The organism is Bacillus cereus group sp. BfR-BA-01316, assembly GCF_022664195.1.
Lineage (GTDB): Bacteria > Bacillota > Bacilli > Bacillales > Bacillaceae_G > Bacillus_A.
The window spans coordinates 14932-39343 of sequence record NZ_JAKUGX010000035.1 but is presented as its reverse complement, the minus strand read 5'-3'; the positions used below and the strand labels follow the sequence as shown (position 1 = coordinate 39343).

Here is a 24412-nt window from a genome sequence, read left to right as displayed (position 1 = left end):
CCGTTCTTTCCATCACACATACTTCCGATGCACCATCTTCCCATCATAAGAAAACACAACGCCCTTACTTTCCACAATCGACTCCATATGCACCGTTCTTCCCCATAGCTGATGAAGATACGGCAATACTTTTTCTAAGTATTTTAAGTCTAACTCGATTCCTTCATAGCTATGTTTAATGTACAATTCCCCATTCTTTAAGTAATCTCCATCTTCCACTACTAAGTACGGGAAACCTCCATTTGTACGCATATTTACGAGTTGATCACGCACAGGTTCCCACTCTTTATCAATTACTTTATATTCCTTACCTTGGCGCTGGAATAAATACATATCTTCTCTCATTATGAGTTCTTTATTTAAGTAGTTTCTTAGGAACGATACGTCCCATTCAATTTCCCGTACTTCAAACATTTTCTCACGACCAGAACCAGGCTTCACACCGCGTCGCTTCATTTCTTCTGTCGGATTGTTATAGCGTTCTTCAATATCTTCAAACATTTTAATACCGAGGTAGTATGGATTAATACTTGTTTTTGATGGCTGTACGACACCTGCATTTAATTTCGCAAATTCAATTGCTTCACCAGATGTTAAGTCCATTTCACGAAGTATGCGTTGATGCCAGTAGGAAGCCCAGCCTTCATTCATGATCTTCGTTTCAAGCTGCGGCCAGAAATATAACATTTCCTCGCGCATCATCGTTAATATGTCGCGCTGCCACTCTTCTAGCTCACGGCTGTATTCTTCAATAAAGAGGAGTAAATCTTTTTCTGGTTGCGGAGGGATTTTCTTCTTTTTATGCATATTAGGTCTTTCCCTCTTTTTGTTTCGATCATCTAAATTCCATAAATCATCGTACTGTGATATCTTTTTCTTTTCTACATCCTCTTCTAAATCTTCAATACTCCATGCAAGTTTCGGGCGCATAAGTGATGGATCTATATGTTCTTGAATGGCAAGTACTGCATCCAAGAACGTTTCTACCTCTGCTTTTCCGTACTTATGCTCATATGCTTTCACACGTTCAGCTGTTGCTGACATGCTCTCCACCATATCACGTTTCGTATTAGAAAAACGAATATTATTTTTGAAGAAGTCACAGTGCGCTAAAACGTGCGCCACGATTAGTTTATTTTGAATTAAAGAATTCGTATCTAATAAAAAGGCGTAACATGGATCAGAGTTAATAACGAGTTCATAAATTTTACTAAGTCCTAAATCGTATTGTAATTTCATTCTGAAAAATTGCTTTCCAAAACTCCAATGTGAAAACCTCGTCGGCATCCCATATGCACCAAATGTATAAATAATTTCCGCTGGACATACTTCATAACGCATCGGATAAAAATCAAGCCCAAATCCAGTCGCAATTTCCGTAATTTCCGCAATCGCATATTGCAATGCTTTATCTTCACTTGCTCTCATTATTTTCCCTCCTTACACTTTCCCTTAAGAAAGTGTATGATGAGGAACAAGCTTTCATGAGGATTGATTGCATAATAAAAAGACACCCTCGCAAAAACGAGAATGCCTCCCAAATTAACCTTCAATAATCTCCATCTTCTCCGTAATCGGTGTACGAGCTTTTCCTTCTGGTGCTTTATCGAAATAGCCGATGTGAAGAATTCCAACGATGCGTTGACCTCTTATTAAACCGATTCCTTCTATAAATAGTGGATTGTAATTTAATCCACCTGATTTCCAAACACATCCTAAGCCGCGTTCCCAAGCAAGTAATTGGAAGTTTTGCATAAATGCACATGTTGCAGCGTAATCTTCGTCACGTTGAATTTGACGCGGATCTTCATTAATGTACACAACGATTTGTGCAGGTGTGCTTAAGAAACGGTCAGATAAAATTTTGCCGCGTTTCGCTCTTTCTTCTTCTGTGAAAGAGTTTAATACTGCGTCTACTAATTTCTGACGGCCTTCTCCAATGTATAATTTACAATTCCATGGCTCGCGATGTTTATGATTTGGTGCCCATGTTGCATCGTTTAATAGTTCAATTAATAGCTCTTTGTCTACTTCTTTATCTGTAAATGTACGAACAGAACGTCTTTCTTTAATAACGTTTGCGATGGAAGTATATGTAGTCATATGTATCTCTCCCCTATTTTCATCTATATGTATAACATTTTCATTGATATTGATTTTCAATTTCGATTATAACCTAGTTTTTCACTATTAATCAATGTTTTATGTTGGAAAACAGCTAAAAAATTAATTTCTCGTTGTGAATAAAAAAACTTAGTGTGTTCACAAGTTTTTCATATTTTATGGAAATGATAAGTGTAAAGTTTTCCACATTATCCATCTAGGAGGAGTTTATATGTACAAGAAAATCGTAGTAAGTATGACTATGGCAGCATTATTGTGCGGGATATCTGTCTTTCCTGCTTCTGCTTCCGCTGCCACGCCAAAAGAAGTAACCATGCACCATAATAAGCCAGTTTCAGAAGAAGAAATGCAATCATTAGAAAAACTCGGCTATAACAAACATGAAATTTGGAAAGCTGCTCACATTGCAAGAATAAGTAAAAAAGAAATTAAGGACGTTTTAGCTTACTATAAGCAAAATAAATCTTGGGAGAAAACAGCCGAGCATTTCGGTGTAGATCCAAGTAAATTGAAAAAGCATCATATGAATAAAGAAACGAAAAAAGCACTACTGCAAGAATTAGCAAATATGCAAAAGTCCACACCAGATGGACTAAAACAAAAAATGAAGGAGTATAACATAGGCTTACGTCAGCTCACGGTATTAACAATCATCGCTCAAAAAAGTAATACTTCTCTCGATGATGTACTGAAAATGAAAAAAGATGGGATGGATATTAAACAAATTGCGGAAAAATTAAATGTTAAAAAAGAAGATATACGGGCAGAAATGATTAAATTAGTGAAGTCTATTAAAGAAAAGAAAACAAATTAGCCTGCCAAAAAGGAAGAGATATTCAATACTCTTCCTTTTCTTTATGAACTTTCAATTTCCAAGTATAAATTCCCGCATTTCCCAAAAACTAACATAAGCAAATGATGTATGTAAGGGGTGAAGCAATGTTTCGTTTATCATCTAAAAAGAAGAAAAAAGCACTCTGTTCTATTCCGGAGTTTATCCACACTATGAAAGAATCCAGTGATTTCGTGTCTTATAACGTAGTAGACGATGGAACATTGTGTTTGTTTTATTATAAATCTACAGCCGAATCACTCCTCATTAATCGATTCATTTTAACACCTATTAAAAGAGAATTAGATCACATTGAAAATATAAGTGACATAGCAAATATCGTCACACTTGAGGAGATTGTCACTAATCCTTCTATTGATGATATTCGTGAAAAATTATTAAGTGGGTATGTACTTATACAGCTGAAAAATGATTCTCAAGCAGTTGAATATGCACTTATTCGTGCCGAGAGTTCAGTTTTAGGTACACGGTTATATAACGATACAGAAAATGAATATAGTGTAATCGGTCCAAAAGTTGGATTTGTTGAAAATATTGATACAAATATACACTTACTTCGCCGGAATATTGTAACGGAGCAATTAGTTTTCAAACAAGTTGTAGTTGGCTCTATATCAAAAACAAAAGTCGTAGTTGCTTACATCGAAGGCATTACGAATGAACAGCACGTTAATACTGCAATGCAGCGCCTACAAGACATTGACTTTGATGTCCCTTTCGATGCGACTATGATTGAACAGTTTATTAGTGATAACAGCAACTCTCCCTTCCCTGTTTTACTCCCTACAGAGCGTTTAGATCGCTCCGTTTATGCATTATTGAATGGAGGAGTTGTCATTTTAACAGACGGTTCACCATATGCATTAGCTGGACCAGCGACATTACTCGATTTCTTCGTCTCTCCAGAAGATTATTATTTACCATGGATAGCAGGCTCATTTCTTCGAATGGTTCGCTTTTTCGGAGCAGCATTCTCGCTATTTTCATCAGCTATTTATACAGCTGTATTAACGTATCACTATCAAATGATTCCTGCGGATTTACTAGGTCCGATTATTTTTTCAAGAGCTAATGTACCCTTTCCGCCCATTTTAGAAGCACTTTTTTTAGAAATCACAATCGAATTGCTCCGTGAAGCTGGAGCACGATTACCTACAAAAGTTGGACAAACAATCGGCATCGTTGGCGGGATTGTAATTGGCCAAGCATCTGTTCAGGCTGCTTTAACGAGTACCATTTTATTAATTGCAGTTGCTTTATCCGCACTCGCTTCTTTTACAACACCAACTGTAAAAATGTCTTCTACTATCCGGATACTACGATTTCCACTTATTCTTTTAGCTGGTGCATTTGGGGGCTTAGGTCTCATTGTAGGATTCGTATTCATATTAGCTCATTTAATTCGCTTAAAATCACTTGGATCACCTTATTTATTACCTTTATATCCATTTCGCGGTTTAGGGACAGCAGAAGGTCTCCTGCGCTTACCATTTAGTCAAACTGCAGAACGCGCCTCTTTTCTGAGACCAAAAAAGAAATGGCGCTATGATCCAAACAAAGCGAAAGAAAAACGCGATGGTGAGGAAAAATGAAAAATATTTTACTATGCTTTTCCATTATCATTTTAATTTTCCAATCCGGCTGTACACAAACGAATATAGTTGATACGCAGCGAATTATTCATGTGGGTGGATTCGATATAACGAAAGATAAAAAATTCCGTGGGACGATTTTATATCCGGATTACACAAAAGGAGTGCAATCCAAACCAGAAACTCAGTCAACTACCGCTGGTACCATTGAAACAATCTCTTCACTCCTAAACGCCAAATCGCCACATACTATCGCTGTAGGTCAAATGCGTGTTGTCCTATTTGGAAAATCATTTGGCGAACGTGGAATTCGGGATGTTATTAACAACTTACAACGTGATCCTAACATTGGCCGAGATGTGCAGCTAGCACTTGTAGATGGTTCAACAGAAAAACTACTTAAACATGTCAAAACAAATGGATCGCTATATTTGTCTGATTTACTGGAGCAAAATATAGAAACCGAGACAATTCCTCGGACAGCTTTAAATATTTTCTTATATAACTTTTATTCATCAGGTTGCGATCCATTTCTTCCTTACATTCAAGTTGCAGAAGACAAGTCTGCTTCCATTAAAGGAATTGCTTTTTTTAAAAAGGATAAAGTGGTTATGTATACAGATAAAAAAGGATCTTTTTTATTCAAATTACTCATTAACCCAACTAAAAATGGACGTTACGAAGTTCCAATACAGCAAGGTAACCATAAAGGATTAATTGCCACTCAAAACTTATCTGGAAAGAGCGTTTGTTACATTTCCGATACTGGTGACATGCCGAAAGTTCATATTCAACTAAAATTAAACGGACTCATAAAAAGCGCTCCAAGCTGGCTTGATTTAGCGAAAAACGAAAACATAACTTACATAAAAAAACATGTAGAAAAAACAGTTGAGAAACATTTAAACGAATTAATAAAACAATTCCAAGAAAAAGAGGTCGATCCGATAGGGATACGGGAAGAAATTCGTAGTCATTCAAGAAAATGGACTATAAAGCAAATTCAAGACATGTACCCTAATGTAGATGTTGCTGTTCACGTACAAATCAATGTCGTTCAATCTGGTATCGGAGAATAGTGAGGTGCTATAATGGCTGAACAAAATAAAACAAATACTGTTTCCCCTTATTTCGCATTTCTTCTATTACACTCCCTTCAAATCGGAGTAGGTGTGTTAGGATATCAACGAATTATTGCACAATATGCTGGTTATGATTCTTGGATTTCCCTTATTGTTGCTGGTGTTTTAACTCATATCGTACTGTTTTGCATGTTAAAAATGTTAGATAAAGACAATGATTTGATGACCATTCATACGACATGTTTCGGAAAATGGATTGGAACCTTTTTGTCTATGTGCTTTGCTGCATATCTTCTGTTATTTTGCCTTACTGTGCTTCGTACATATATCGAAGTCATTCAAGTATGGGTCTTTCCTACAATTAAACCCTGGAAATTAACATTATTATTTTTACTCGTGACGTATTACGTAATAAAAGGTGGCTTCCGCTCTGTAACAGGAATGTGTTTTTGGGGCGTCATAATACCAATTTTCGTACTATTCTTCTTAGTTTTTCCTATGAAATACGCACATGTCCGTAATATTTTACCGATTTTTACTCATTCACCTGCAGACATTCTATATTCAGCGAAAGCATCTGCATTAGAATTTCTCGGATTTGAAGCAATCCTTATCTTTTACCCACTTATTAAAAAGGGGAAATCACTACATAAATGGGCACATGGCGGGATTGCTTTCACAACTATTTTATATGTAGTACTAGCAATCGTGTCCCTCATGTACTATAGCCAAGGACAACTACATCATACCATTTGGCCTACTTTAACGATGCTAAAAATTATTAAAGTCCCATTCATTCAGCGATTTGAATACATAATTATTTTCATCTGGTTTCTTATTATTTTGCCTAATCTTTGTTTAACAATTTGGTCTTCTTGTTGCATTACTAAGAAATCTTTTCGCATACCATTTAACATTACACTGCCATTTTTTATCACAACTATATTTATTTCATCCTTGTTTTTCACAAACCGCGAAAGTATCAATACATTAAATACCGTACTATCTCAGGCTGGATTGTATATTGTATACGCTTATATCCCAATCTTATTTCTATTCCATTCACTACGATGGCGCTTCAAAAATCAGTCGAAAAAATCTTCACCCGACACACCATAATCTCTGATACAATTTTATTAATACATTTGTAAAGGGGACAAGCGAATGAAAAAGTATGTATTTTCTTTACTTGTAGTACTGAGCTTAATTCTTACTGGATGCGGGAGTACTGGTACAAATGAAAAAAAATCTTCTGAATCAAAAGAAGAGCATGACCATGCATCACATACTCAGCAAGCTGACATTCAAGAAAAGACAAAAGGAGTCGACACACTTCCGGCCTTCCTAGACAAACTTGATCCACAAATGAAAGACATCTATACTGTCGCTGGACAAAATGCTGAACTATTGGATTGGATTCCTTGTTACTGCGGGTGTGGTGAAAGTGTAGGACATAAAAATAATAAAAATTGCTTTATTCGTGAAATCAAAAAGAATGGTGAAGTTGTTTGGGATTCCCATGCAACAACTTGTGTAAATTGCTTAGAAATCGCAGTTGAATCTGCTTCGATGAAACAAAAAGGAAAATCAACGCTTGAAATTCGTAATTATATTGATAATAAATACAAAGAAGGATATGGGAAACCAACACCTACGCCAATGCCAAAAGCTTAAAAAATGAGGAGACTCCTCGTTTTTTTCTTTTCATTCACTTTTTTTCTTAACAAATTCTTTCAAGTGTATTTCTCCTCGCTTGTCACACACTATATATAACTCCTCAGTAAGGAGGGTATACAGTGCAAACATATAACGACTATGACAAAGCTCTCTATTACACGTATTGCTGTAATTGGGATAAACTACTCGTTTTAATGGTTCAAACGAGTGATCAACTATTTTCTAAGCGTATTGAACACTTTTTACACGCTTATCAATACAGTAAAGAATTACCAGAAGTTGACAAACAATTGCAGCTCCTATTTCAATACATTGACCATGCATCCCAGAAGTCACATGTAGAAGAAGTAGTAGAGCAAATTCAAATGTAAAATATAGCGCTATTCTCTCTTAGAGAATGGCGCTTTTTTGAACATTTTTATATCAATAAAAGTTTTCTTTTACAAAACTTTTATTGATAAACATATTTTCTCTTTCTTTTCTGTACTACTTCATACTATAATTTAGTATGTAACTATTATAAGTGAGGTATAAAATATGGGACGAGAAAAAAAGCAAGAGTATGCTTTATTTACTGCATGGGGAGCTTCTTTTATTGCTACGCTAGGTAGCCTATACTTTTCCGAAATCATGAAATTTGAGCCTTGTGTCCTTTGCTGGTATCAACGTATTTTTATGTATCCATTCGTTTTATGGCTCGGCATTGCTGTAGTAAAAAAAGATTATCGTATTGCTAGTTATTCCTTACCAATTGCAAGTATTGGTGCTTGTATTTCTTTATATCATTATGCAATTCAAAAAGTTTCAGCACTATCAGCTGCAGGAGCAGCTTGCGGACGCGTACCTTGTACGGGAGAATACATAAATTGGTTCGGCTTTGTGACAATCCCGTTTTTAGCTCTTATCGGCTTTATCACAATCGCTATTTGTAGCTTTATTGTAATTAAAAACAAATAAGGAGATGAAAGAATGAAAAAAATGCTTATATTTGGCGGTATTATTATCGCCTTGTTTGCAGCACTGACTGCTATAACACAAATGGAAAAGAAAAACGCATCGACAAGTCAAAGTCAAAAACTTAATAATACTACTAGTAGTCCAACAGACGGTCCTGACTACTACACAAATAAAATTTCTCTTTCAGATCTCCAAAAGAATTTAGAAGAGAAAAAAGAACAAACCGTATACTTTTATCAAACATCTTGCGTTCATTGCCAAAAATTATCTCCTATTGTAGTACCAATGGCTAAAGACTTGAATATCGATATGAAAGTTATGGATATTGAAAAGTTAGATGCTCCTTGGGATGACTATAAAATTAAAGGTACTCCAACAATCATTCATTTTAAAGATGGCAAAGAAGTGAGCCGTATTAGCGGCGAACAACCGAAAGACAAATTAAAAGAATGGCTTGAGCAAACGAAGAAATAACGAGAAAAGGAAACTCCTTCTACACATGAAATGGGCGTAAAATCCCACACTAATGTATAAGGAGGGGGTTTTATGCCAGAAGTGAAATGCTCTGTTTCCAATTGCTCATTTTGGGGACAAGGTAATTTTTGTCAAGCAAGTGCAATCGTTGTTCAACCTGATGCACAAGAAGCAGGTCAAATTGAAAACAGTTCGTATACAAGCGCTACTTTAACAAACGAGACGCTTGAAAGTTCTGTAACAACGAGTGTAGAAACGTGTTGTCATACATTTAAACCGAAATATTAACACTTATTCCACCTCATATACGTGAGGTGGTTTTTTCTTCTTCTCTTCTTGTTTACGTAACCTTTAATTCTCCCTATAATAAAATTAAAAGTTTTTTATGAATATGAAGGTGGAATACTATGGCTAAAACAATTGCAGATATCGCCAAATTAGCTGGGGTTGCAAAAAGTACTGTCTCTCGTTACTTAAATGGTGGCTATGTAAGTAATAAAACAAAAAAGAAAATTGAAGGTATTATTCAAGAAACGAATTTCTCTCCAAATACATTTGCGCAAAGTTTAAAAGCGAAAACAACAAATTTAATTGGCGTTATTATCCCCCGATTAGACTCCTTCGCTACAACAAAAACACTTATTGGTATTGATAATGCTTTACAGGAAAATAACTATCAGATGCTTGTTGCAAATGCGAATCAAAAAATTGAAACAGAAATTCAAGCAATGGAAAACTTTATAAAGCAAAAAGTAGCTGGCATAATTTTATTAACAAAAACTTTAACAAAAGAGCATAAACACATCATCGCTAATTCTACTACCCCTATTTTATTTGTTGGTCAAGAATATGAGAATCAATATTGCCTCGTTCACGATGACTTTGACGCTGCTTATGAGCTAGGAGCATACGTATTATCACAAGGACACCGCCATATCGCTTATATAGGAGTAGAAAAAGATGATATTTCTGTTGGTGTAAATCGAAAAAATGGTTTTCAAAAAGCCATTGAAAATTTAGAACCTACTTGCATCGTTTCTTACTACGAAACAACTTTCAAAATAGAAGATGCGATGAAACAAGTACAACATATTTTAGATAACAACCGTCCTACTATTATCGTATGCGCTACAGATAATATCGCTCTTGGAGCCATGAAAGTAATTCATTCTAATCACCTTTCCATACCAAATCATATATCTGTAGTAGGATTCGGTGGATATGATATTTCTGAAATGGTACACCCTAGCTTAACGACAATCGCATTTGACTATGAGTATGCTGGTAAGCTTGCTGCTACTTCCCTTTCGCAGCTTGTTGAAAATAAAACAATCCCTAAAATATTACATTCTCGCTATACATTAAAAATTCAAGAAAGCGTTGACAAAATTTAAAGGCGCTTTATAATAAAATTAAAACCGGTTCCACATTTTAAAAACAGGATTTTTACATCACGTCCCTGTTTTTTATTTTAACCAAAAACGGAACCGGTTCCACAAACTCAAAGTATATAGTAAGGGGGAATTTTTATGGATATGAAACAAATTGCAGCTCAAGTCTTACAGAACATCGGAGGAACAGAAAACATTATTCGCGCTACTCATTGCGCTACTCGCCTTCGTCTTGTACTAAAAGATGAAACAAAAATAAACACGTCAGAAATCGAAAACATTGATGGGGTTAAAGGTGCTTTCGCAACGAATGAGCAATACCAAATTATTTTTGGCACTGGCGTAGTAAACAAAGTGTATGATGAGTTTTCAAAACTAATCGGAATAACTGAACTTGATTCTACGGCATCAAACGATCTTCCTAAGAAAAAAATGAATCCGATTACTCGCCTAGCAAAAACGTTATCCAATATTTTCGTTCCAATTATTCCAGCCATCGTTGCAAGTGGTTTACTTATGGGACTACTCGGAATGTTGAAAGCGTTTAAATTAGTTCCTGGCGATCACCCACTTATCCAATTACTTGATATGTTCTCAAGTGCAGCTTTCGTTATTTTACCTATTTTAATCGGTGTTAGTGCAGCCAAGGAATTTGGAGGAAATATTTTCTTAGGTGCAGTTATTGGTGGTATATTAACTCACCCAAACTTAACGAATCCTTGGACTCTTGCAAACGCAAAACCAACTGTTTTACATTTCCTCGGTATGGATATTGATATGATTGGCTATCAAGGCACTGTTTTACCTATTTTATTATGCGTATACGTTATGAGTACAATTGAAAAAGAACTCCGCAAACGAGTTCCGAACTCTTTAGATTTATTAGTTACACCGTTCTTAACAATTATTATAACTGGCTTTTTATCACTTATTATTATCGGACCAATTGGATATAAAATCGGTGACGGTATTACGTACCTTTTAAATACTATTTATCAGTTTGCAGGACCAGTGGCTGGTCTTATATTCGGTGGTCTATATTCAACAATCGTTCTTACTGGCTTACACCATAGCTTCCACGCTATTGAAGCTGGCTTACTTGCTAATAAAGATATCGGTGTCAATTTCTTACTCCCTATTTGGTCAATGGCTAACGTCGCCCAAGGCGGAGCTACTTTAGCAGTTTATTTCAAAACAAAAAACAAAAAAACGAAAGAAATCGCAATTCCAGCAGCAGCGTCAGCATTTTTAGGAATTACAGAACCAGCTATTTTTGGTGTCAATTTAAAACTTGGTAAACCATTTATTGCAGCTGCTATTGGTGGCGCAATTGGAGGCGCTTACGTTGTTTGGATGCAAGTCGCAGCCAATGCATACGGTTTAACAGGTATTCCAATGCTTACAATTGTTGCACCGCTTGGCATGATGAATGTGATTCATTATGTAATCGGCTTCGCTATTGCAGTTATTACTGCTTTTGTTGCCACTCTCATTTTATATAAAGAAAGTAAATAACAACGAGGTAAAAACCTATGTCGAAATATAAAACAATACTGCAATCCAATAAAGAAGAATTAAATTCTTTATATACAATTGCAAATCAAGATTTATGGAAACCGATTTATCATATTCATCCGCCATATGGATTAATGAATGATCCTAACGGTGTATCATACTACAATGATGAATATCATGTTTTTTATCAGTGGTATCCATTTGGCCCGATTCACGGAATGAAACATTGGGGGCATGTAAAATCAACAGATCTTATTAACTGGGAACGAATGCCTGTAGCCATTATCCCTACCGAAAGCTATGAGTCACACGGCGCATATTCTGGTAGCTCTATTATAAAAGATGGGATTCTTCACTTATTATATACAGGGAATATAAAGAAACCTGATGATTCTCGGGATGCTAAACAATGTATGGTAACGATGGATTCTCAATATACGATGACTAAATATAGTAATAATCCTGTTATTGATATGATTCCTGATGGATATACGAAGCATGTACGTGACCCAAAAGTATGGAAAAATAACGATACGTACTATATGTTGCTTGGTGCACAACGTGAAAATAAAACGGGGACACTATTATTATATAAGTCACTAGACCTATACAATTGGATTTTCCAAGGTGAGATCAAAACAAACTTAAAAGAATTCGGATTTATGTGGGAATGTCCAGATTATTTCCAATTTCCAAAGAAAGATGTGCTGCTCTTTTCACCTCAAGGAATTGAAAGAGACGAGGAAAATTTTCAAAATGTATATAATGTCATATATGCAATCGGAAATTTCGATATTGAAAATTTATATTTCCATATTGATTCGTATTACGAAGTTGATAAAGGTTTCGACTTTTATGCCCCTCAAACTTTAGAAGATCAATCTGGACGCCGCCTTTTATTTGCTTGGGCGGGCTCAAGCGAAATAACATACCCTTCTGATGATTATATGTGGGCTCATTGTTTAACACTTCCACGAGAACTAACGTTAGAAAATAATATATTAAAACAAAAACCAGTTTCAGAACTAAAAAAACTAAGAACAACAAAAAAAGAGATTTCAGGTGACATATCAACTGGATTAAACGTACTGGCGACCCTTGGCCATGAATGCTCATATGAATTAATTGTAACTCTTAAAACAGATGATGCGAATAACTTTGGCCTTTCTCTCTTCCATAATGAAGAAGATTCTTTCCCGATTACATTTAACCGTGAAAAAGGAACTGTTTCCATAGACCGAAGCAACTTCCATCACCAATTTGGCGGAGAATATGGATATGAACGCTGTAAAAAAATTGATATTCAAGATACGATAGACCTAAGAATATTTGTAGATAATAGCATCGTAGAAATCTTCTTATATGATGGTTCCACTGTCTTTACGTCTAGAGTATTTCCGCGAAAAGACATGAAACATCATATCGCAATCTTTTCAGATGCAAAACTAAACTTTACAATTACACAATATAAACTTAAAAGAGGGATTATATGAGAAATGTTTTTTGTATAGGTGAATTATTAATTGATTTCGTTTGCCGAAATTCCAATGTTTCTTTAGTAGACGGTACAGATTTTGAAAAGAAAGCTGGTGGAGCTCCAGCTAACGTTGCCGCTGCTATTACAAAATTAGGTGGACATGCTACATTTATGGGACAAGTAGGAAATGATCCATTTGGTGATTTTCTAGAACAAACTTTACAACGTGCTCATGTTGACACTTCAATGCTCATAAAAGATAAACAAACAACGCTTGCTTTCGTATCTATCGATAAAGATGGTGAACGCGATTTTATTTTTATGCGTGGGGCTGATGGTCAATACACCTTTAATAAAATTAATTTAGCAAAAATAAAAAGTAATGATCTAATACATTTCGGTTCGGCAACGGCCTTATTAGCAAGTCCATTAAAAGAAACGTACTTTCAACTATTACAATATGCAAAAGACAATAATCATTTTATTTCTTTTGATCCAAATTATCGAGATGCACTTGTTACTGATGTAGAACAATTTTCTCAAGATTGCCTATCCTTTATAAAACACGCACATTTCGTAAAAGTAAGCCAAGAAGAAGCAACGATGCTTTCTAAAGAAACTAATCTACAACAATCAGCACTGAAATTATTAAATTACGGGGCTAAAGTTGTAGCTATCACACTTGGAAAAGACGGTACTCTTCTCGCGACAAAAGAAGCTCAAATCATTGTACCTTCTATTTCTATTAAACAAGTAGATACAACTGGTGCTGGTGATGCTTTCGTCGGAGCGATGTTGTATCAAATTTCTAAAAATGAACAAACGCTTCCTCAAAAATTCACAGATTTAGCCGAGTTTGTCTCTTTTGCAAATAAAGTAGGTGCCATAACATGTACAAACTACGGAGCAATCGCTTCACTTCCATCATTGGCAGAGGTAAAAGCATACGATTAATCGTATGCTTTTTACATTCCCCTCCAAAAATCATGCATCATAAAAAAGTACAAAATAACAAGAAGGACCGTCCCGCACAAAGTAATGCGCCGGTATATACTCTTCTCCCCTTCCCTCGCTTTAACAAATGCCCAAATAAATCCGAAGAACAATATTAAATCAACATATGGAACATAAAAAGAAAAGACAAGAAACGCATACAAATACACGATAAATAAACAGGTCGTTACTAAGAGAATTTTAAATGCAAATTCACTTTTCATAATGTAACCGCCTCCCCAATCTGTAATGTATTATATTCAGCAAAATCTAATAGTTGCTGTTTCATTTTCCACATCACAAATAAGCTACCGCCTATGTACGGTAGCTATTATGGAATATTATATTTCCGCTTATATATATTACTTAAAATCGAATAAGGTAATTGCTCATAACGAATTTTTTCTCCCGTTTCCTCTACAATATACAAATTGTTTCCTATATAATAGGTTCCATCTTTTCGTTTGGAATACACTTTGTATTTTTCATTTGGCAATACCGTTTTTACTTTCGTCAATTGTCCATTTGGCTCTTGCCAATATATATTTACACGATCTACTAACGTAAGCATTCCAATTTGTTCTTCTTCTACTTTACGACCATTCCAGCTCACAACACGATAACCAAGCTTATAAGCTTCATATTCGGGACTCGTATGAAAACGAGAAATAATTACTTTTGTCTGTAATTGTACCCGGTCGTATAACCACTGTATATCGCGATCATGCATTCGAATACAACCATTTGATTCCCGACTTCCAATCGTTCCTTCACGATTTGTCCCGTGAATGGCATATTCCTTTTTATCCAGACCTAGCCATCTCGTACCGAGAGGATTATTCGGTGCACCCCCAGGTATTTTTTTACGATGGTATTCTTTATTTTTATATTTAGTTATAATACAAAAATCACCCTCAGGCGTGGGGGTCCTGTCTCTTCCTGTCGTTATCGGAAATGTTCTAGTATAGTTTCCATCTTCAAAAAAAGAAAGCTGATTCGTCGTAAGGTTAACTAATATTAAATGATCTGTATTAGCAAATACGCTAGCTGGTAGGCAGAAAAATAGGATTACGATAAACCAGACTTTTTTCATCTAAATCCTCCCTAGCACTAACATCATGAAAAATACAATTAACTTTACTTTGCTCTTATAAATGAAAACTATCCATTCACAATTACTCCACCATTTACATGTATCATCTGTCCCGTCACATATGCCGAATCACTAGACGCCAAATATACATATGCAGGCGCTAATTCATACGGCTGACCAGGTCTTTGCATAGGAACATTGCTCCCAAACTGTGATACTTTTTTCTCATCAAAACTAGATGGAATAAGCGGTGTCCAAATTGGTCCTGGTGCAACTCCATTTACACGAATTCCTTTTTGTACTAACGACTGAGATAACGATCTTGTAAAAGCGACAATTGCTCCTTTCGTTGCAGAATAATCAATCAACGTTTCATTTCCTTCATATGCAACGATAGATGCTGTGTTTATAATTACATCCCCTTGCTTTAAATGGGAGAGCGCTGCTTTTGCAACATGAAAATAAGAAAAAATATTAATACGGAACGTTTTTTCTAACTGTTCTGCTGTAATATACTCTAGTCCTTGCTGCGGATATTGCTGTGCGACGTTATTCACAAGAACATTTAAACTCCCCAGCTGCCGGGCGGTCTCTTCCACAATATCTTTACAATGTTGTTCAATACTCAAATCCCCCGGCAGTAATACACAATCCACGCCTTCTTTTTCAACAAGTTGTTTCGTCACATTTGCATCTTCATCCTCGTCTAAATAAGCAATCGCAATATTTGCTCCCTCTTTTGCAAAAGCGATGGACACAGCTCGTCCAATCCCACTATCTCCCCCTGTAATTAATACATTCTTTCCTTTTAATTTTTCGCTTCCTTTATAATTTGGATCTTCAAACTTTGGAAGAGGATTCATTAACGATTCAATACCAGGCTGTTTATTTTGATGTTGCGCTGGCATTGTTAAAAAGTTTTTTTGCTGTGGCATAACTTCCTTCAACTCCTTTTCCTTATAATGTGCACAATATCCAAAAGTACTTACACATTAAAAAACGGCAATTCACATGCTTCTTTACGGTTAATATTCGAATTTAAGACATAAAATATGAATTGTTCTAAACTTTTTATGCAAAACTCTTGCAAAATGATTTAAAAACGAATATTATATATAACTGTTGTGAAAATCATTCGTAAAAAGAAAGGATGTTTATATGTTTAACCTTTCAAAACATAAAACTTCTATTAAAACTGAAATTATGGCAGGTATTATTACCTTTTTAACAATGGCATATATCATTGTCGTAAACCCTGTCATCCTTGGGGATGCAGGCGTTCCATTTGAACAAGCATTTACAGCTACAATTATCGCCGCTGTTGTCGGAACATTATTTATGGCAATCTTTACAAACTTACCAATCGCAATTGCACCAGGTATGGGGTTAAATGCTTACTTCTCTTACTCTGTTGTAAAAGCACATGAAGGCATGACTTTCGCAATTGCATTCTCTGCTGTATTCGTAGCAGGTATGATCTTAATTTTGTTATCATTTACATCTTTCCGTACAAAATTAATGGAAGTAATTCCTGAGAACTTAAAACATGCACTGACTGCTGGTATTGGTCTTTTTATCGCTTTTATCGGTTTACGCTTAACAGGAATTGTTACAAAACATGATTCTAACTTAGTTGGACTTGGTGATCTTCATTCTCCTCCTGTTTTACTAGCATTAGCTGGACTCGGAATTACAATTGTCCTTATGTCTCTAAATATAAACGGGGCACTATTTATCGGAATGTTATTAACTGGTATTATCGCTTACTTCACAGGTCAATTAACATTTTCAAATGGCGTTACATCAATGCCTGGATTACCAGAAGGAATTATCGTTTCAAATCCAATTACTGCTGTTTCTGATGTAATTAATTACGGATTATACGGCGTTGTGTTCTCATTCTTCCTCGTTACACTATTTGATACAACAGGAACATTACTTGGCGTTGCACAACAAGGCGGATTTATGAAAGACGGAAAGCTTCCAAAAGCAGGACGAGCTCTTCTATCTGACTCATTCTCAGCAACAATTGGAGCTATGTTCGGAACAACACCATCAACAGCTTACATTGAATCATCTGCTGGTGTTGCAGCTGGTGGTCGTACTGGCCTAACAACAATTACAGTAGCTGTACTCTTTGCAGTAGCAGCATTCTTCGGACCTTTAGTGAGCGCTGTTTCTGGCGTTTCAGCTATTACAGCACCATCATTAATCATCGTTGGTAGTCTTATGATGGGTTCAGTTCGATATATCGATTGGGATACGTTCGATGAAGCATTCCCAGCATTTTTAGTAATCTTAAGCATGCCACTTACATCAAGTATCTCAACAGGTATTGCACTTGGATTTATTTCATACCCACTTATGAAAGTGGCAAAAGGACAATTCCGTACTGTTCACCCACTTGTGTATTTATTCGGAATCTTGTTCGCTTATCAATTGGTATTCTTACCACATTAAAATCCCTCATAAAGAGGGATTTTTTCATAAATAAAAAAGACTGCAGAGACAATCTTCTCCACAGCCTAATTATTATTTTTGCAAAAACGCCTGTAAATCTGCAAATTGTCTCTTCGCATCTTCATAGCCTTGCTCATATAAATTTTGTAGCTTTGCTGTATCTTTTTCCATACGATCTACTTGAAGCAGAACTTCTGGTCTAATAACAAATAAATTACCCGCTTGTTCTTCTCTTTCAATGTAGTGAAGTGTTTCATTATACACTTCATAACGCGTCAACATCGTATTCACAAGGTTTGGATATTTTTTATAAGCTTTCGCTGCAACCCAACCAAATTTTGATTTTTTCTTCGCATAACCATGATTTCTCGTTAAAATAACGACTGATTTTTCAAATCCATCTTCCTGTGCTTTACGAACTGGAATCGGATCTGAAATCCCGCCATCTAACAATTGCTTACCTCGGTAATTTACTGCTGGTGCAATGAAAGGCAATGAACTAGACGCTTGCAATAAATTTAACGCATCATCATTCGTTCCCTCTTTTTCAAAATAAACGGGTTGTCCTGTTTCACAATCTGTTGTTCCTACAAGGAAACGCTCTGGACTATTAAAGTATGTTTCAAAATCAAACGGTACATGCTTTTCTGGAATTTCATGAAAAATGAAATCCATATCAAATAATTGACGCTTTTTCCACAAGTTTTTATACGATAAATATTGCGGATGTGATGCATAATCAATATTTACTGTCTTATTTCTATTTCTTTGTCTGGAAAGATACGACGCTGCGTGACAAGCACCAGCTGATACACCGATTACATATGGAAAATACAAATCTTGTTCCATAAAGTATTCTAGAATCCCGCCCGTATATACACCGCGCATACCTCCGCCTTCTAATACTAAACCCGTATTTTCAAGCATGTTACTCTCTCCTCTTTCTCTATATATTGACTCTTTAATTGTTCACTATGTTAAGTATCTTTTTCTATTATATATGAGTTCTTTCAGAAACTATATTCAAAAGGCTTGAAAATTTTTTTCTTCCACTAGTCTGATACACAATAAAAACATTAAATTTTCATACTGTACAAAAAGTAAAATAGAGACTACCTGAAAGGTGGTCTCTATTTTACGCCCTCTGATCAGCAACAATATGAATATCAATATACTTCGTTTGCCTCATAATTTCATTTACAATAGAACCTTTTCGAATTTCTTCCCATCGTGTTCTTGCCGATTGCCCGAGTAAAACCTGCGTCACTTGTAGTCTTTTCGCGACTTCAATAATAACATCCGCTGGCTTTCTTCCTTTCGCCTCTTCTAACACAAAGCTCGCATCAAATTGATTCGTTAGCGATTTCCACTCTTCAATTGTTTGCTTTTTCCCTGCTGAAATAGAATCTATATTTTCCCTTTCTACGTTTAAGACATACATTTCAGCGTTTAACCGATCTGCCATGCGCCATCCCCGTCTTATTAATTTCTCTGCTGTTGAACTGTATTGTACACAAACGAGAATTTTTTCTTTCACACCGATCGGTTCTATAACAGTTTGGCTAATTTTCTCATCCATATCATCTGCAACTTCGCGAAGCGATAATTCCCGTAGTGCCCCTAAATTGTTAAGCGTAAAGAAATTTTGTAAGCTTTGTTGAATTTTTTCCTCTTTATATATCTTTCCATCTATTAATCTCTTCCTTAATACCTCGGGCGTTGCATCAACAAGCTGAATTTCATTTGCTTTTTGCAAAATAAAATCCGGAATTCGTTCTCGTACTTTTACATTCGTAATTTGAGCTACAATGTCGTGAACGCTTTCTAAATGTTGAATATTAAATGCTGATAATACAGATATACCGGCATCTAACAATTCCTGCACATCCATGTAACGTTTCTTATTTTTCGACCCGGGAATATTACTATGCGCAAGTTCATCCACAACAACAATTTGTGGTGCCCGCTTTATAATTCCTTCTATATCAAGTTCATAAAATACTTTTCCTTTATAATCTATTTCTTTTAAAGGAACTTTTTCTAAATCAGCAATTGCTTCTTCCGTCTCTTTTCTACCGTGTGTTTCAATTAAACCAACTACAATATCAATACCGTCTTTTTTCATCTCTCTTGCATCAAATAGCATTTTATAACTTTTTCCTACTCCTGGAGCCGCTCCTACATATAGCTTTAACTTCCCACGATTTTGTTGACGAATGTATTCTAAATACTCTTCTGGTGTTCGCCTTTGAAACGTCGGTTTATAGTCATCCGCATACAAAACACTCACAACCTTTCTTTCGAAACAACACTACCTCAATCCGTTAGATTGAGGTAGCACTGTTACTATTTCATTAATTTCTGTAATTCTAAATTTAACTTTAAGACGTTCACGCGATCTTCTCCAAACAAGCCAAGTGCAGCACCTTCCGTTTGATCCTTAATCAATTGATCCAGCTTTTCTTTCGGAATATTCGTTAATTTCGAGATGCGATCTACCTGCACAGAAGCCGCTTTTGGACTAATGTCAGGATCAAGCCCTGAACCCGAATTCGTCACTAAATCTATCGGTACTTCTGTAACTGGAATGGTTGGATTTTGTTTCTTCCAGTCTTCAATACTTTTCTCAACTCGTTTTGCTAAATCTGGATCAGACGGTGCATAGTTATTTGAACCGGATGCTTCTGCTTTATATTCTATACTAGAGACACGTCCATGAAAATAACGTGGATCTGTGAAATTTTGACCGATTAATTTTGAACCAACTATTTCATCTTTATCATTATATATAAGACTTCCATCCGCATTATCCTTCATTACCGCTTGCGCAATACCAGTTACAATTAACGGGTATACAAGGCCGCACAAGACTAGAAATGTAAAAGTAATACGAATAATTGGTGAAAGTATACTTTGTTTTTTCGCCATCTTTTTTCCCCTCTTCCTTATATGAACAAGCCGACAATCATATCAATTACTTTAATTCCAATGAACGGAACGATCACTCCGCCAAGTCCGTAAATGAGTAAGTTTCGACTAAGTAGTGCATTAGAACTCATTGGTTTATACGCAATACCTTTCATCGCTAACGGAATGAGTAACGGAATAATAACTGCATTAAATATTAATGCTGATAAGATTGCTGAAAGCGGTGATGTTAATTTCATAATGTTTAATGCTTCCATTTGCGGAATTGCTAATGTAAACATCGCTGGAATGATAGCAAAATATTTCGCAATATCATTCGCAATACTAAACGTCGTTAACGCACCGCGTGTCATTAACAATTGCTTACCAATTCCTACAACCTCAATAATTTTCGTTGGATTCGAATCTAAATCAATCATATTTGCTGCTTCTTTTGCAGCTGTCGTACCACTATTCATCGCTAATCCAACGTCAGCTTGCGCTAATGCCGGGGCATCATTTGTACCATCACCTGTCATCGCTACAAGTTTCCCTTTATCTTGCTCTGCTTTAATAACCGCAATTTTATCTTCTGGTTTACACTCGGCAACGAATTCATCTACCCCTGCTTCTTTTGCAATTGTTGCTGCCGTTAATGGGTTATCCCCTGTACACATAACCGTTTTAATTCCCATTTGGCGCAATTGTTCAAAACGCTCACGCATACCAGGTTTTACTGTATCCTTTAAATAAATTAAACCGTAAATACGATCATCCACTGCAACTACAAGTGGTGTCCCGCCCTCTTTTGAAATTAAATCTGCTTTTTGATTCACATCTTTCGGAATCGTTCCGCCTTGTGATTGAACCCATTCAATCACAGCACCAACAGCACCTTTTCTCACTTTCGTTCCATCCTGTAAATCAACACCGCTCATTCTCGTTTCTGCTTTAAATGGAACAAATTCACCTTGTTCTGCAAGTTCTCTACTATATGATATAGATTTCGTTTGTACATATTCTATAACTGATCGACCTTCTGGTGTTTCATCTAAAACTGAGCTAATCGCAGCCCATTTTCCTACTTGCTCAATCGTTTCATTTCCTACAGGAAGCAGTGTATGTGCCATACGGTTCCCGAAAGTAATCGTACCTGTTTTATCTAAAATAATTGTATTAATATCACCCGCAGCTTCTACTGCTTTCCCTGACATTGCTAGCACATTAAACTTTGTCACACGGTCCATCCCAGCAATACCAATCGCTGATAATAGCCCACCAATTGTCGTTGGAATTAAACAAACTAACAACGCTACAAGTACAGCTGTATCAATTTGAAACCCTAGATAATTTGTAAAAATCGGCAACGTCACAACAACGATTAAGAAAATAAGCGTTAAACTCGTTAATACTGTATTTAAAGCAATCTCATTCGGCGTTTTTTGACGAGCAGCTCCTTCTACTAAAGAAATCATTTTATCGATAAATGATTCACCAGGGTTACTCGTAATGACAATTGTAATCTCATCACTTACGACCATCGTACCGCCAGTTACTGAACAAAAATCTCCACCTGCTTCTTTTATAACAGGAGCTGATTCTCCTGTTATTGCAGATTCATCCACAGACGCTAATCCTTTAATTACTTCGCCATCGTTCGGAATCATTTCTCCTTGTTTTACAATAACAACGTCACCTTTTCTCAGATCAGTTGCTGAAACTTGAACAATATCTCCATTTTCTTTTACAACATTTGCAAATACATCTTTTTTCGATTGTTTTAAAGAATCTGCTTGCGCTTTACCACGACCTTCAGCTAACGCTTCTGCAAAGTTAGCAAATAAAACTGTAAATAATAGAATGAGAGAAACTGTTATATTAAACCACCCTGGTACACTACTAGAGCTACTTGGAAGAAAGGATAAAAGTAACGTTATTATAAATCCAATTTCCACAACGAACATAATAGGATTTTTTATCATTACTTTCGGATTCAATTTTGCAAAGGATTGTTTCATCGCATGTGTCACGATATCACGATCCATCGTTTTCGCTTGTCTAACCTCATCTTCTACAACATGTATTTGTGACTCATTCACTTGTTTTTCTTTTACTACTACCGGTCTCATCATTTACCCTCCATTACTTCAATGTAAGAAATTCTGCAATCGGGCCGAGTACTAACATCGGGAAGAATGTTAATGCACCGACAATTACAATCGTTCCGATGAAGATGCCACCAAATAAACTATTATCCGTACGGAACGTTCCGACTGTTTCTGGTACTACCGTCTTCTCTTTCAGTGAAGCTGCAACAGCCAACATCGTAATTAAGCTGAAATAGCGCCCTAAAAACATAACTAAACCAGTTGTAATATTCCAAAACAGTGTATTATCTGCTAAGCCTTCAAATCCAGATCCGTTATTCGCAGCTGACGATGTATACTCATATACAACTTGCGTTAAACCGTGGAAACCTGAATGAGAAATTGCATCCGTTCCTAAACTTGTTGAAAGAGCTAATGCTGAAAATCCTAAAATAAGCAATGGATGAAATAAAATCGTTACCGCAATTAATTTCATTTCCTTCCCTTCAATTTTCTTACCTAAAAACTCTGGTGTCCGTCCAACCATTAACCCAGATATAAAGACTGCAATAATCGCATACATAATAATATTCACAAAACCTGCTCCAACGCCGCCATATACTGTATTTAACATCATATTTACGAGTGGAACTAACCCACCAATCGGTGTTAACGTATCATGCATCGTATTAACAGCCCCTGTTTCAGCAGCTGTCGTTACTGTTGCGTATAGTGAAGAAAATACTGTTCCAAATCGTACTTCTTTTCCTTCTGTACTTCCTTGTACATGTTCGATACCCATTCCATTTAACGCTGGATTCCCATTTAATTCAGCTGTAGTAATCGTTATAAACCCTAGTAAAAACACCATAAATAGTGAAACGAAAAGGATACGTCCTTGTTTTTTATTTCCTACCATTCGTCCGTACGTAAATGGTAGTGCTGTTGGCAATAACATCATAAGCATCATTTGCAAAATATTACTCATTTGTCCTGGATTTTCAAAAGGATGCGTAGAGTTTGCCCCAAAAAATCCACCGCCGTTATTTCCAAGTTCCTTAATGGAAACCAATGATGCAACTGGACCACGTAAAATACTTTGCTTCGCACCATCAATTGTTTGTGCTGTAACTGCCCCGTCTAACGTTTGTGGTACACCAAGTGCGACAAAGACTAACGCCGCAATAAATGCGATAGGAAGAAAAACTCTCGTTAAAGCTCTCGTAAAATCAACGAAAAAGTTACCAAGTTCTTTTCCAGCGAGTCCTCTTATAAACGCCATAACGAGTGCTAACGTCGTTGCTGGTGCCGCAAACATTAAAAATGTAATCCCGACTAATTGTGATAAATAAGATAAACCATTTTCACCGCTATAATGCTGTAAGTTTGTATCAGCCATAAAACTAATCGCTGTATTAAAAGCGAGCGTAGGCTCCATTCCTTCAATATGTGCTGGGTTTAGCGGCAGCACACCTTGTAATCTGAAAATGAAATATACGACAACAATCATGCATCCATTGAGTAAAACTAATGATAATGCGTACTGTTTCCACGTTTGATTGTATGCTTTTACACCCGTAATTTTAAAAATAAGTTTTTCAAAAGGCCCGAATACTTTATCTAGCATTTTGCTACCTTGAAAAGCTTTCTCTAAATAAATCCCCGTTGGCTTTGCTACTAAAATAAACAAGAGCATTGTAATAACAACTGCAACCCAAATCATAATGAAT

General features: G+C 36.0%; 24 protein-coding genes. 14 read left to right on the top strand and 10 right to left on the bottom strand.

The annotated features are described in order from the left end of the window. Positions 1–12 precede the first annotated feature (12 nt). Positions 13–1428 carry a stage V sporulation protein SpoVR gene (gene spoVR, locus MR071_RS21385; protein ID WP_242237894.1) on the bottom strand — a complete coding sequence of 472 codons (1416 nt, stop codon included), beginning with the start codon at positions 1426–1428 and terminating at the stop codon, positions 13–15. A gap of 114 nt (positions 1429–1542) precedes the next feature. Then, positions 1543–2103, bottom strand: a complete 561-nt coding sequence (locus MR071_RS21380) for a nitroreductase family protein (RefSeq protein WP_242237892.1) — start codon at positions 2101–2103, stop codon at positions 1543–1545. A 232-nt stretch (positions 2104–2335) separates the two neighbouring features. Here MR071_RS21380 and MR071_RS21375 point away from each other — a divergent pair, with 232 nt between their 5' ends. The 13 genes from MR071_RS21375 (at position 2336) to MR071_RS21315 (ending at position 14096) form a co-directional block, all read left to right on the top strand. After that, positions 2336–2938, top strand: coding sequence for a hypothetical protein (locus tag MR071_RS21375; RefSeq protein ID WP_242237890.1), 603 nt, complete (start codon positions 2336–2338; stop codon positions 2936–2938). 125 nt (positions 2939–3063) lie between these two features. After that, positions 3064–4569 (top strand): spore germination protein, encoded by a 1506-nt coding sequence (locus MR071_RS21370; RefSeq protein ID WP_242237888.1) that lies wholly within the window; start codon positions 3064–3066, stop codon positions 4567–4569. Further along, positions 4566–5648, top strand: a complete 1083-nt coding sequence (gene gerYC, locus MR071_RS21365) for a spore germination protein GerYC (RefSeq protein ID WP_242237886.1) — start codon at positions 4566–4568, stop codon at positions 5646–5648. The genes MR071_RS21370 and gerYC overlap by 4 nt, the downstream gene beginning before the upstream one ends. A gap of 12 nt (positions 5649–5660) precedes the next feature. Then, positions 5661–6770 (top strand): GerAB/ArcD/ProY family transporter, encoded by a 1110-nt coding sequence (locus MR071_RS21360; RefSeq protein ID WP_242237884.1) that lies wholly within the window; start codon positions 5661–5663, stop codon positions 6768–6770. A 45-nt stretch (positions 6771–6815) separates the two neighbouring features. Next, positions 6816–7325 carry a PCYCGC motif-containing (lipo)protein gene (locus MR071_RS21355; protein WP_002186740.1) on the top strand — a complete coding sequence of 170 codons (510 nt, stop codon included), beginning with the start codon at positions 6816–6818 and terminating at the stop codon, positions 7323–7325. Between the two features lie 122 nt (positions 7326–7447). Continuing rightward, complete coding sequence (locus MR071_RS21350) at positions 7448–7699, top strand: YhdB family protein (protein ID WP_105585828.1); 252 nt, start codon at positions 7448–7450, stop codon at positions 7697–7699. A gap of 166 nt (positions 7700–7865) precedes the next feature. Next, positions 7866–8285, top strand: a complete 420-nt coding sequence (locus MR071_RS21345) for a disulfide formation protein C (RefSeq protein ID WP_002116351.1) — start codon at positions 7866–7868, stop codon at positions 8283–8285. A gap of 12 nt (positions 8286–8297) precedes the next feature. Next, positions 8298–8759, top strand: coding sequence for a thioredoxin family protein (locus tag MR071_RS21340; protein WP_242237882.1), 462 nt, complete (start codon positions 8298–8300; stop codon positions 8757–8759). A gap of 72 nt (positions 8760–8831) precedes the next feature. Next, positions 8832–9047: a DUF1540 domain-containing protein gene (locus tag MR071_RS21335; protein ID WP_002010693.1), complete on the top strand. Its 216-nt coding sequence runs from the start codon at positions 8832–8834 to the stop codon at positions 9045–9047. Positions 9048–9166: 119 nt separating this feature from the next. Continuing rightward, complete coding sequence (locus tag MR071_RS21330; protein WP_242237880.1) at positions 9167–10153, top strand: LacI family DNA-binding transcriptional regulator; 987 nt, start codon at positions 9167–9169, stop codon at positions 10151–10153. Positions 10154–10288: 135 nt separating this feature from the next. Then, complete coding sequence (locus tag MR071_RS21325; RefSeq protein WP_078178473.1) at positions 10289–11665, top strand: sucrose-specific PTS transporter subunit IIBC; 1377 nt, start codon at positions 10289–10291, stop codon at positions 11663–11665. Positions 11666–11682: 17 nt separating this feature from the next. Beyond that, the gene (locus MR071_RS21320; protein ID WP_242237878.1) at positions 11683–13158 is read left to right on the top strand and encodes a glycoside hydrolase family 32 protein; all 1476 of its coding nucleotides are present in this window, start codon (positions 11683–11685) and stop codon (positions 13156–13158) included. Then, complete coding sequence (locus MR071_RS21315; RefSeq protein ID WP_242237876.1) at positions 13155–14096, top strand: carbohydrate kinase family protein; 942 nt, start codon at positions 13155–13157, stop codon at positions 14094–14096. Before MR071_RS21320 ends, MR071_RS21315 begins: the two co-directional genes overlap by 4 nt. Before the next feature lie 11 nt (positions 14097–14107). Here MR071_RS21315 and MR071_RS21310 read toward each other — a convergent pair whose 3' ends face one another. The 3 genes from MR071_RS21310 to MR071_RS21300 form a co-directional block, all read right to left on the bottom strand. Then, the gene (locus tag MR071_RS21310; RefSeq protein WP_242237872.1) at positions 14108–14359 is read right to left on the bottom strand and encodes a hypothetical protein; all 252 of its coding nucleotides are present in this window, start codon (positions 14357–14359) and stop codon (positions 14108–14110) included. 107 nt (positions 14360–14466) lie between these two features. Next, positions 14467–15228 carry a L,D-transpeptidase gene (locus MR071_RS21305; protein ID WP_242237870.1) on the bottom strand — a complete coding sequence of 254 codons (762 nt, stop codon included), beginning with the start codon at positions 15226–15228 and terminating at the stop codon, positions 14467–14469. Positions 15229–15296: 68 nt separating this feature from the next. Then, positions 15297–16163 carry an SDR family oxidoreductase gene (locus MR071_RS21300; RefSeq protein WP_242237868.1) on the bottom strand — a complete coding sequence of 289 codons (867 nt, stop codon included), beginning with the start codon at positions 16161–16163 and terminating at the stop codon, positions 15297–15299. A 223-nt stretch (positions 16164–16386) separates the two neighbouring features. Between MR071_RS21300 and MR071_RS21295 the strand changes: the two genes are divergently transcribed. After that, positions 16387–17688 carry an NCS2 family permease gene (locus MR071_RS21295; RefSeq protein WP_242237866.1) on the top strand — a complete coding sequence of 434 codons (1302 nt, stop codon included), beginning with the start codon at positions 16387–16389 and terminating at the stop codon, positions 17686–17688. Positions 17689–17760: 72 nt separating this feature from the next. Here the strand turns inward: MR071_RS21295 and MR071_RS21290 are convergent, their stop codons facing one another. The 5 genes from MR071_RS21290 to kdpA form a co-directional block, all read right to left on the bottom strand. Further along, positions 17761–18615 (bottom strand): patatin-like phospholipase family protein, encoded by an 855-nt coding sequence (locus MR071_RS21290; RefSeq protein ID WP_242237865.1) that lies wholly within the window; start codon positions 18613–18615, stop codon positions 17761–17763. A 208-nt stretch (positions 18616–18823) separates the two neighbouring features. Beyond that, on the bottom strand, positions 18824–19978 hold the full coding sequence (gene kdpDN / locus MR071_RS21285; protein WP_242237863.1) for a KdpD-like non-kinase potassium sensor: 1155 nt from the start codon (positions 19976–19978) through the stop codon (positions 18824–18826). Positions 19979–20034: 56 nt separating this feature from the next. After that, complete coding sequence (kdpC, locus tag MR071_RS21280) at positions 20035–20616, bottom strand: K(+)-transporting ATPase subunit C (RefSeq protein WP_105585839.1); 582 nt, start codon at positions 20614–20616, stop codon at positions 20035–20037. Between the two features lie 17 nt (positions 20617–20633). Then, complete coding sequence (gene kdpB, locus MR071_RS21275) at positions 20634–22724, bottom strand: potassium-transporting ATPase subunit KdpB (RefSeq protein WP_142395835.1); 2091 nt, start codon at positions 22722–22724, stop codon at positions 20634–20636. Positions 22725–22737: 13 nt separating this feature from the next. Beyond that, the gene (kdpA, locus tag MR071_RS21270) at positions 22738–24405 is read right to left on the bottom strand and encodes a potassium-transporting ATPase subunit KdpA (RefSeq protein ID WP_242237862.1); all 1668 of its coding nucleotides are present in this window, start codon (positions 24403–24405) and stop codon (positions 22738–22740) included. Positions 24406–24412 lie beyond the last annotated feature (7 nt).

Coding starts and splice junctions, on each gene's coding strand:
- MR071_RS21330 (WP_242237880.1), top strand. CDS start 9,167: ATGGCTAAAACAATTGCAGATATCGCCAAATTAGCTGGGGTTGCAAAA.
- kdpB (WP_142395835.1), bottom strand. CDS start 22,724: ATGAGACCGGTAGTAGTAAAAGAAAAACAAGTGAATGAGTCACAAATA.
- MR071_RS21355 (WP_002186740.1), top strand. CDS start 6,816: ATGAAAAAGTATGTATTTTCTTTACTTGTAGTACTGAGCTTAATTCTT.
- MR071_RS21340 (WP_242237882.1), top strand. CDS start 8,298: ATGAAAAAAATGCTTATATTTGGCGGTATTATTATCGCCTTGTTTGCA.
- MR071_RS21300 (WP_242237868.1), bottom strand. CDS start 16,163: ATGCCACAGCAAAAAAACTTTTTAACAATGCCAGCGCAACATCAAAAT.
- MR071_RS21290 (WP_242237865.1), bottom strand. CDS start 18,615: ATGCTTGAAAATACGGGTTTAGTATTAGAAGGCGGAGGTATGCGCGGT.
- MR071_RS21305 (WP_242237870.1), bottom strand. CDS start 15,228: ATGAAAAAAGTCTGGTTTATCGTAATCCTATTTTTCTGCCTACCAGCT.
- MR071_RS21335 (WP_002010693.1), top strand. CDS start 8,832: ATGCCAGAAGTGAAATGCTCTGTTTCCAATTGCTCATTTTGGGGACAA.
- MR071_RS21325 (WP_078178473.1), top strand. CDS start 10,289: ATGGATATGAAACAAATTGCAGCTCAAGTCTTACAGAACATCGGAGGA.
- MR071_RS21310 (WP_242237872.1), bottom strand. CDS start 14,359: ATGAAAAGTGAATTTGCATTTAAAATTCTCTTAGTAACGACCTGTTTA.
- MR071_RS21320 (WP_242237878.1), top strand. CDS start 11,683: ATGTCGAAATATAAAACAATACTGCAATCCAATAAAGAAGAATTAAAT.
- MR071_RS21360 (WP_242237884.1), top strand. CDS start 5,661: ATGGCTGAACAAAATAAAACAAATACTGTTTCCCCTTATTTCGCATTT.
- MR071_RS21295 (WP_242237866.1), top strand. CDS start 16,387: ATGTTTAACCTTTCAAAACATAAAACTTCTATTAAAACTGAAATTATG.
- kdpC (WP_105585839.1), bottom strand. CDS start 20,616: ATGGCGAAAAAACAAAGTATACTTTCACCAATTATTCGTATTACTTTT.
- kdpA (WP_242237862.1), bottom strand. CDS start 24,405: ATGATTTGGGTTGCAGTTGTTATTACAATGCTCTTGTTTATTTTAGTA.
- spoVR (WP_242237894.1), bottom strand. CDS start 1,428: ATGAGAGCAAGTGAAGATAAAGCATTGCAATATGCGATTGCGGAAATT.
- MR071_RS21375 (WP_242237890.1), top strand. CDS start 2,336: ATGTACAAGAAAATCGTAGTAAGTATGACTATGGCAGCATTATTGTGC.
- MR071_RS21380 (WP_242237892.1), bottom strand. CDS start 2,103: ATGACTACATATACTTCCATCGCAAACGTTATTAAAGAAAGACGTTCT.
- MR071_RS21345 (WP_002116351.1), top strand. CDS start 7,866: ATGGGACGAGAAAAAAAGCAAGAGTATGCTTTATTTACTGCATGGGGA.
- MR071_RS21315 (WP_242237876.1), top strand. CDS start 13,155: ATGAGAAATGTTTTTTGTATAGGTGAATTATTAATTGATTTCGTTTGC.
- MR071_RS21370 (WP_242237888.1), top strand. CDS start 3,064: ATGTTTCGTTTATCATCTAAAAAGAAGAAAAAAGCACTCTGTTCTATT.
- gerYC (WP_242237886.1), top strand. CDS start 4,566: ATGAAAAATATTTTACTATGCTTTTCCATTATCATTTTAATTTTCCAA.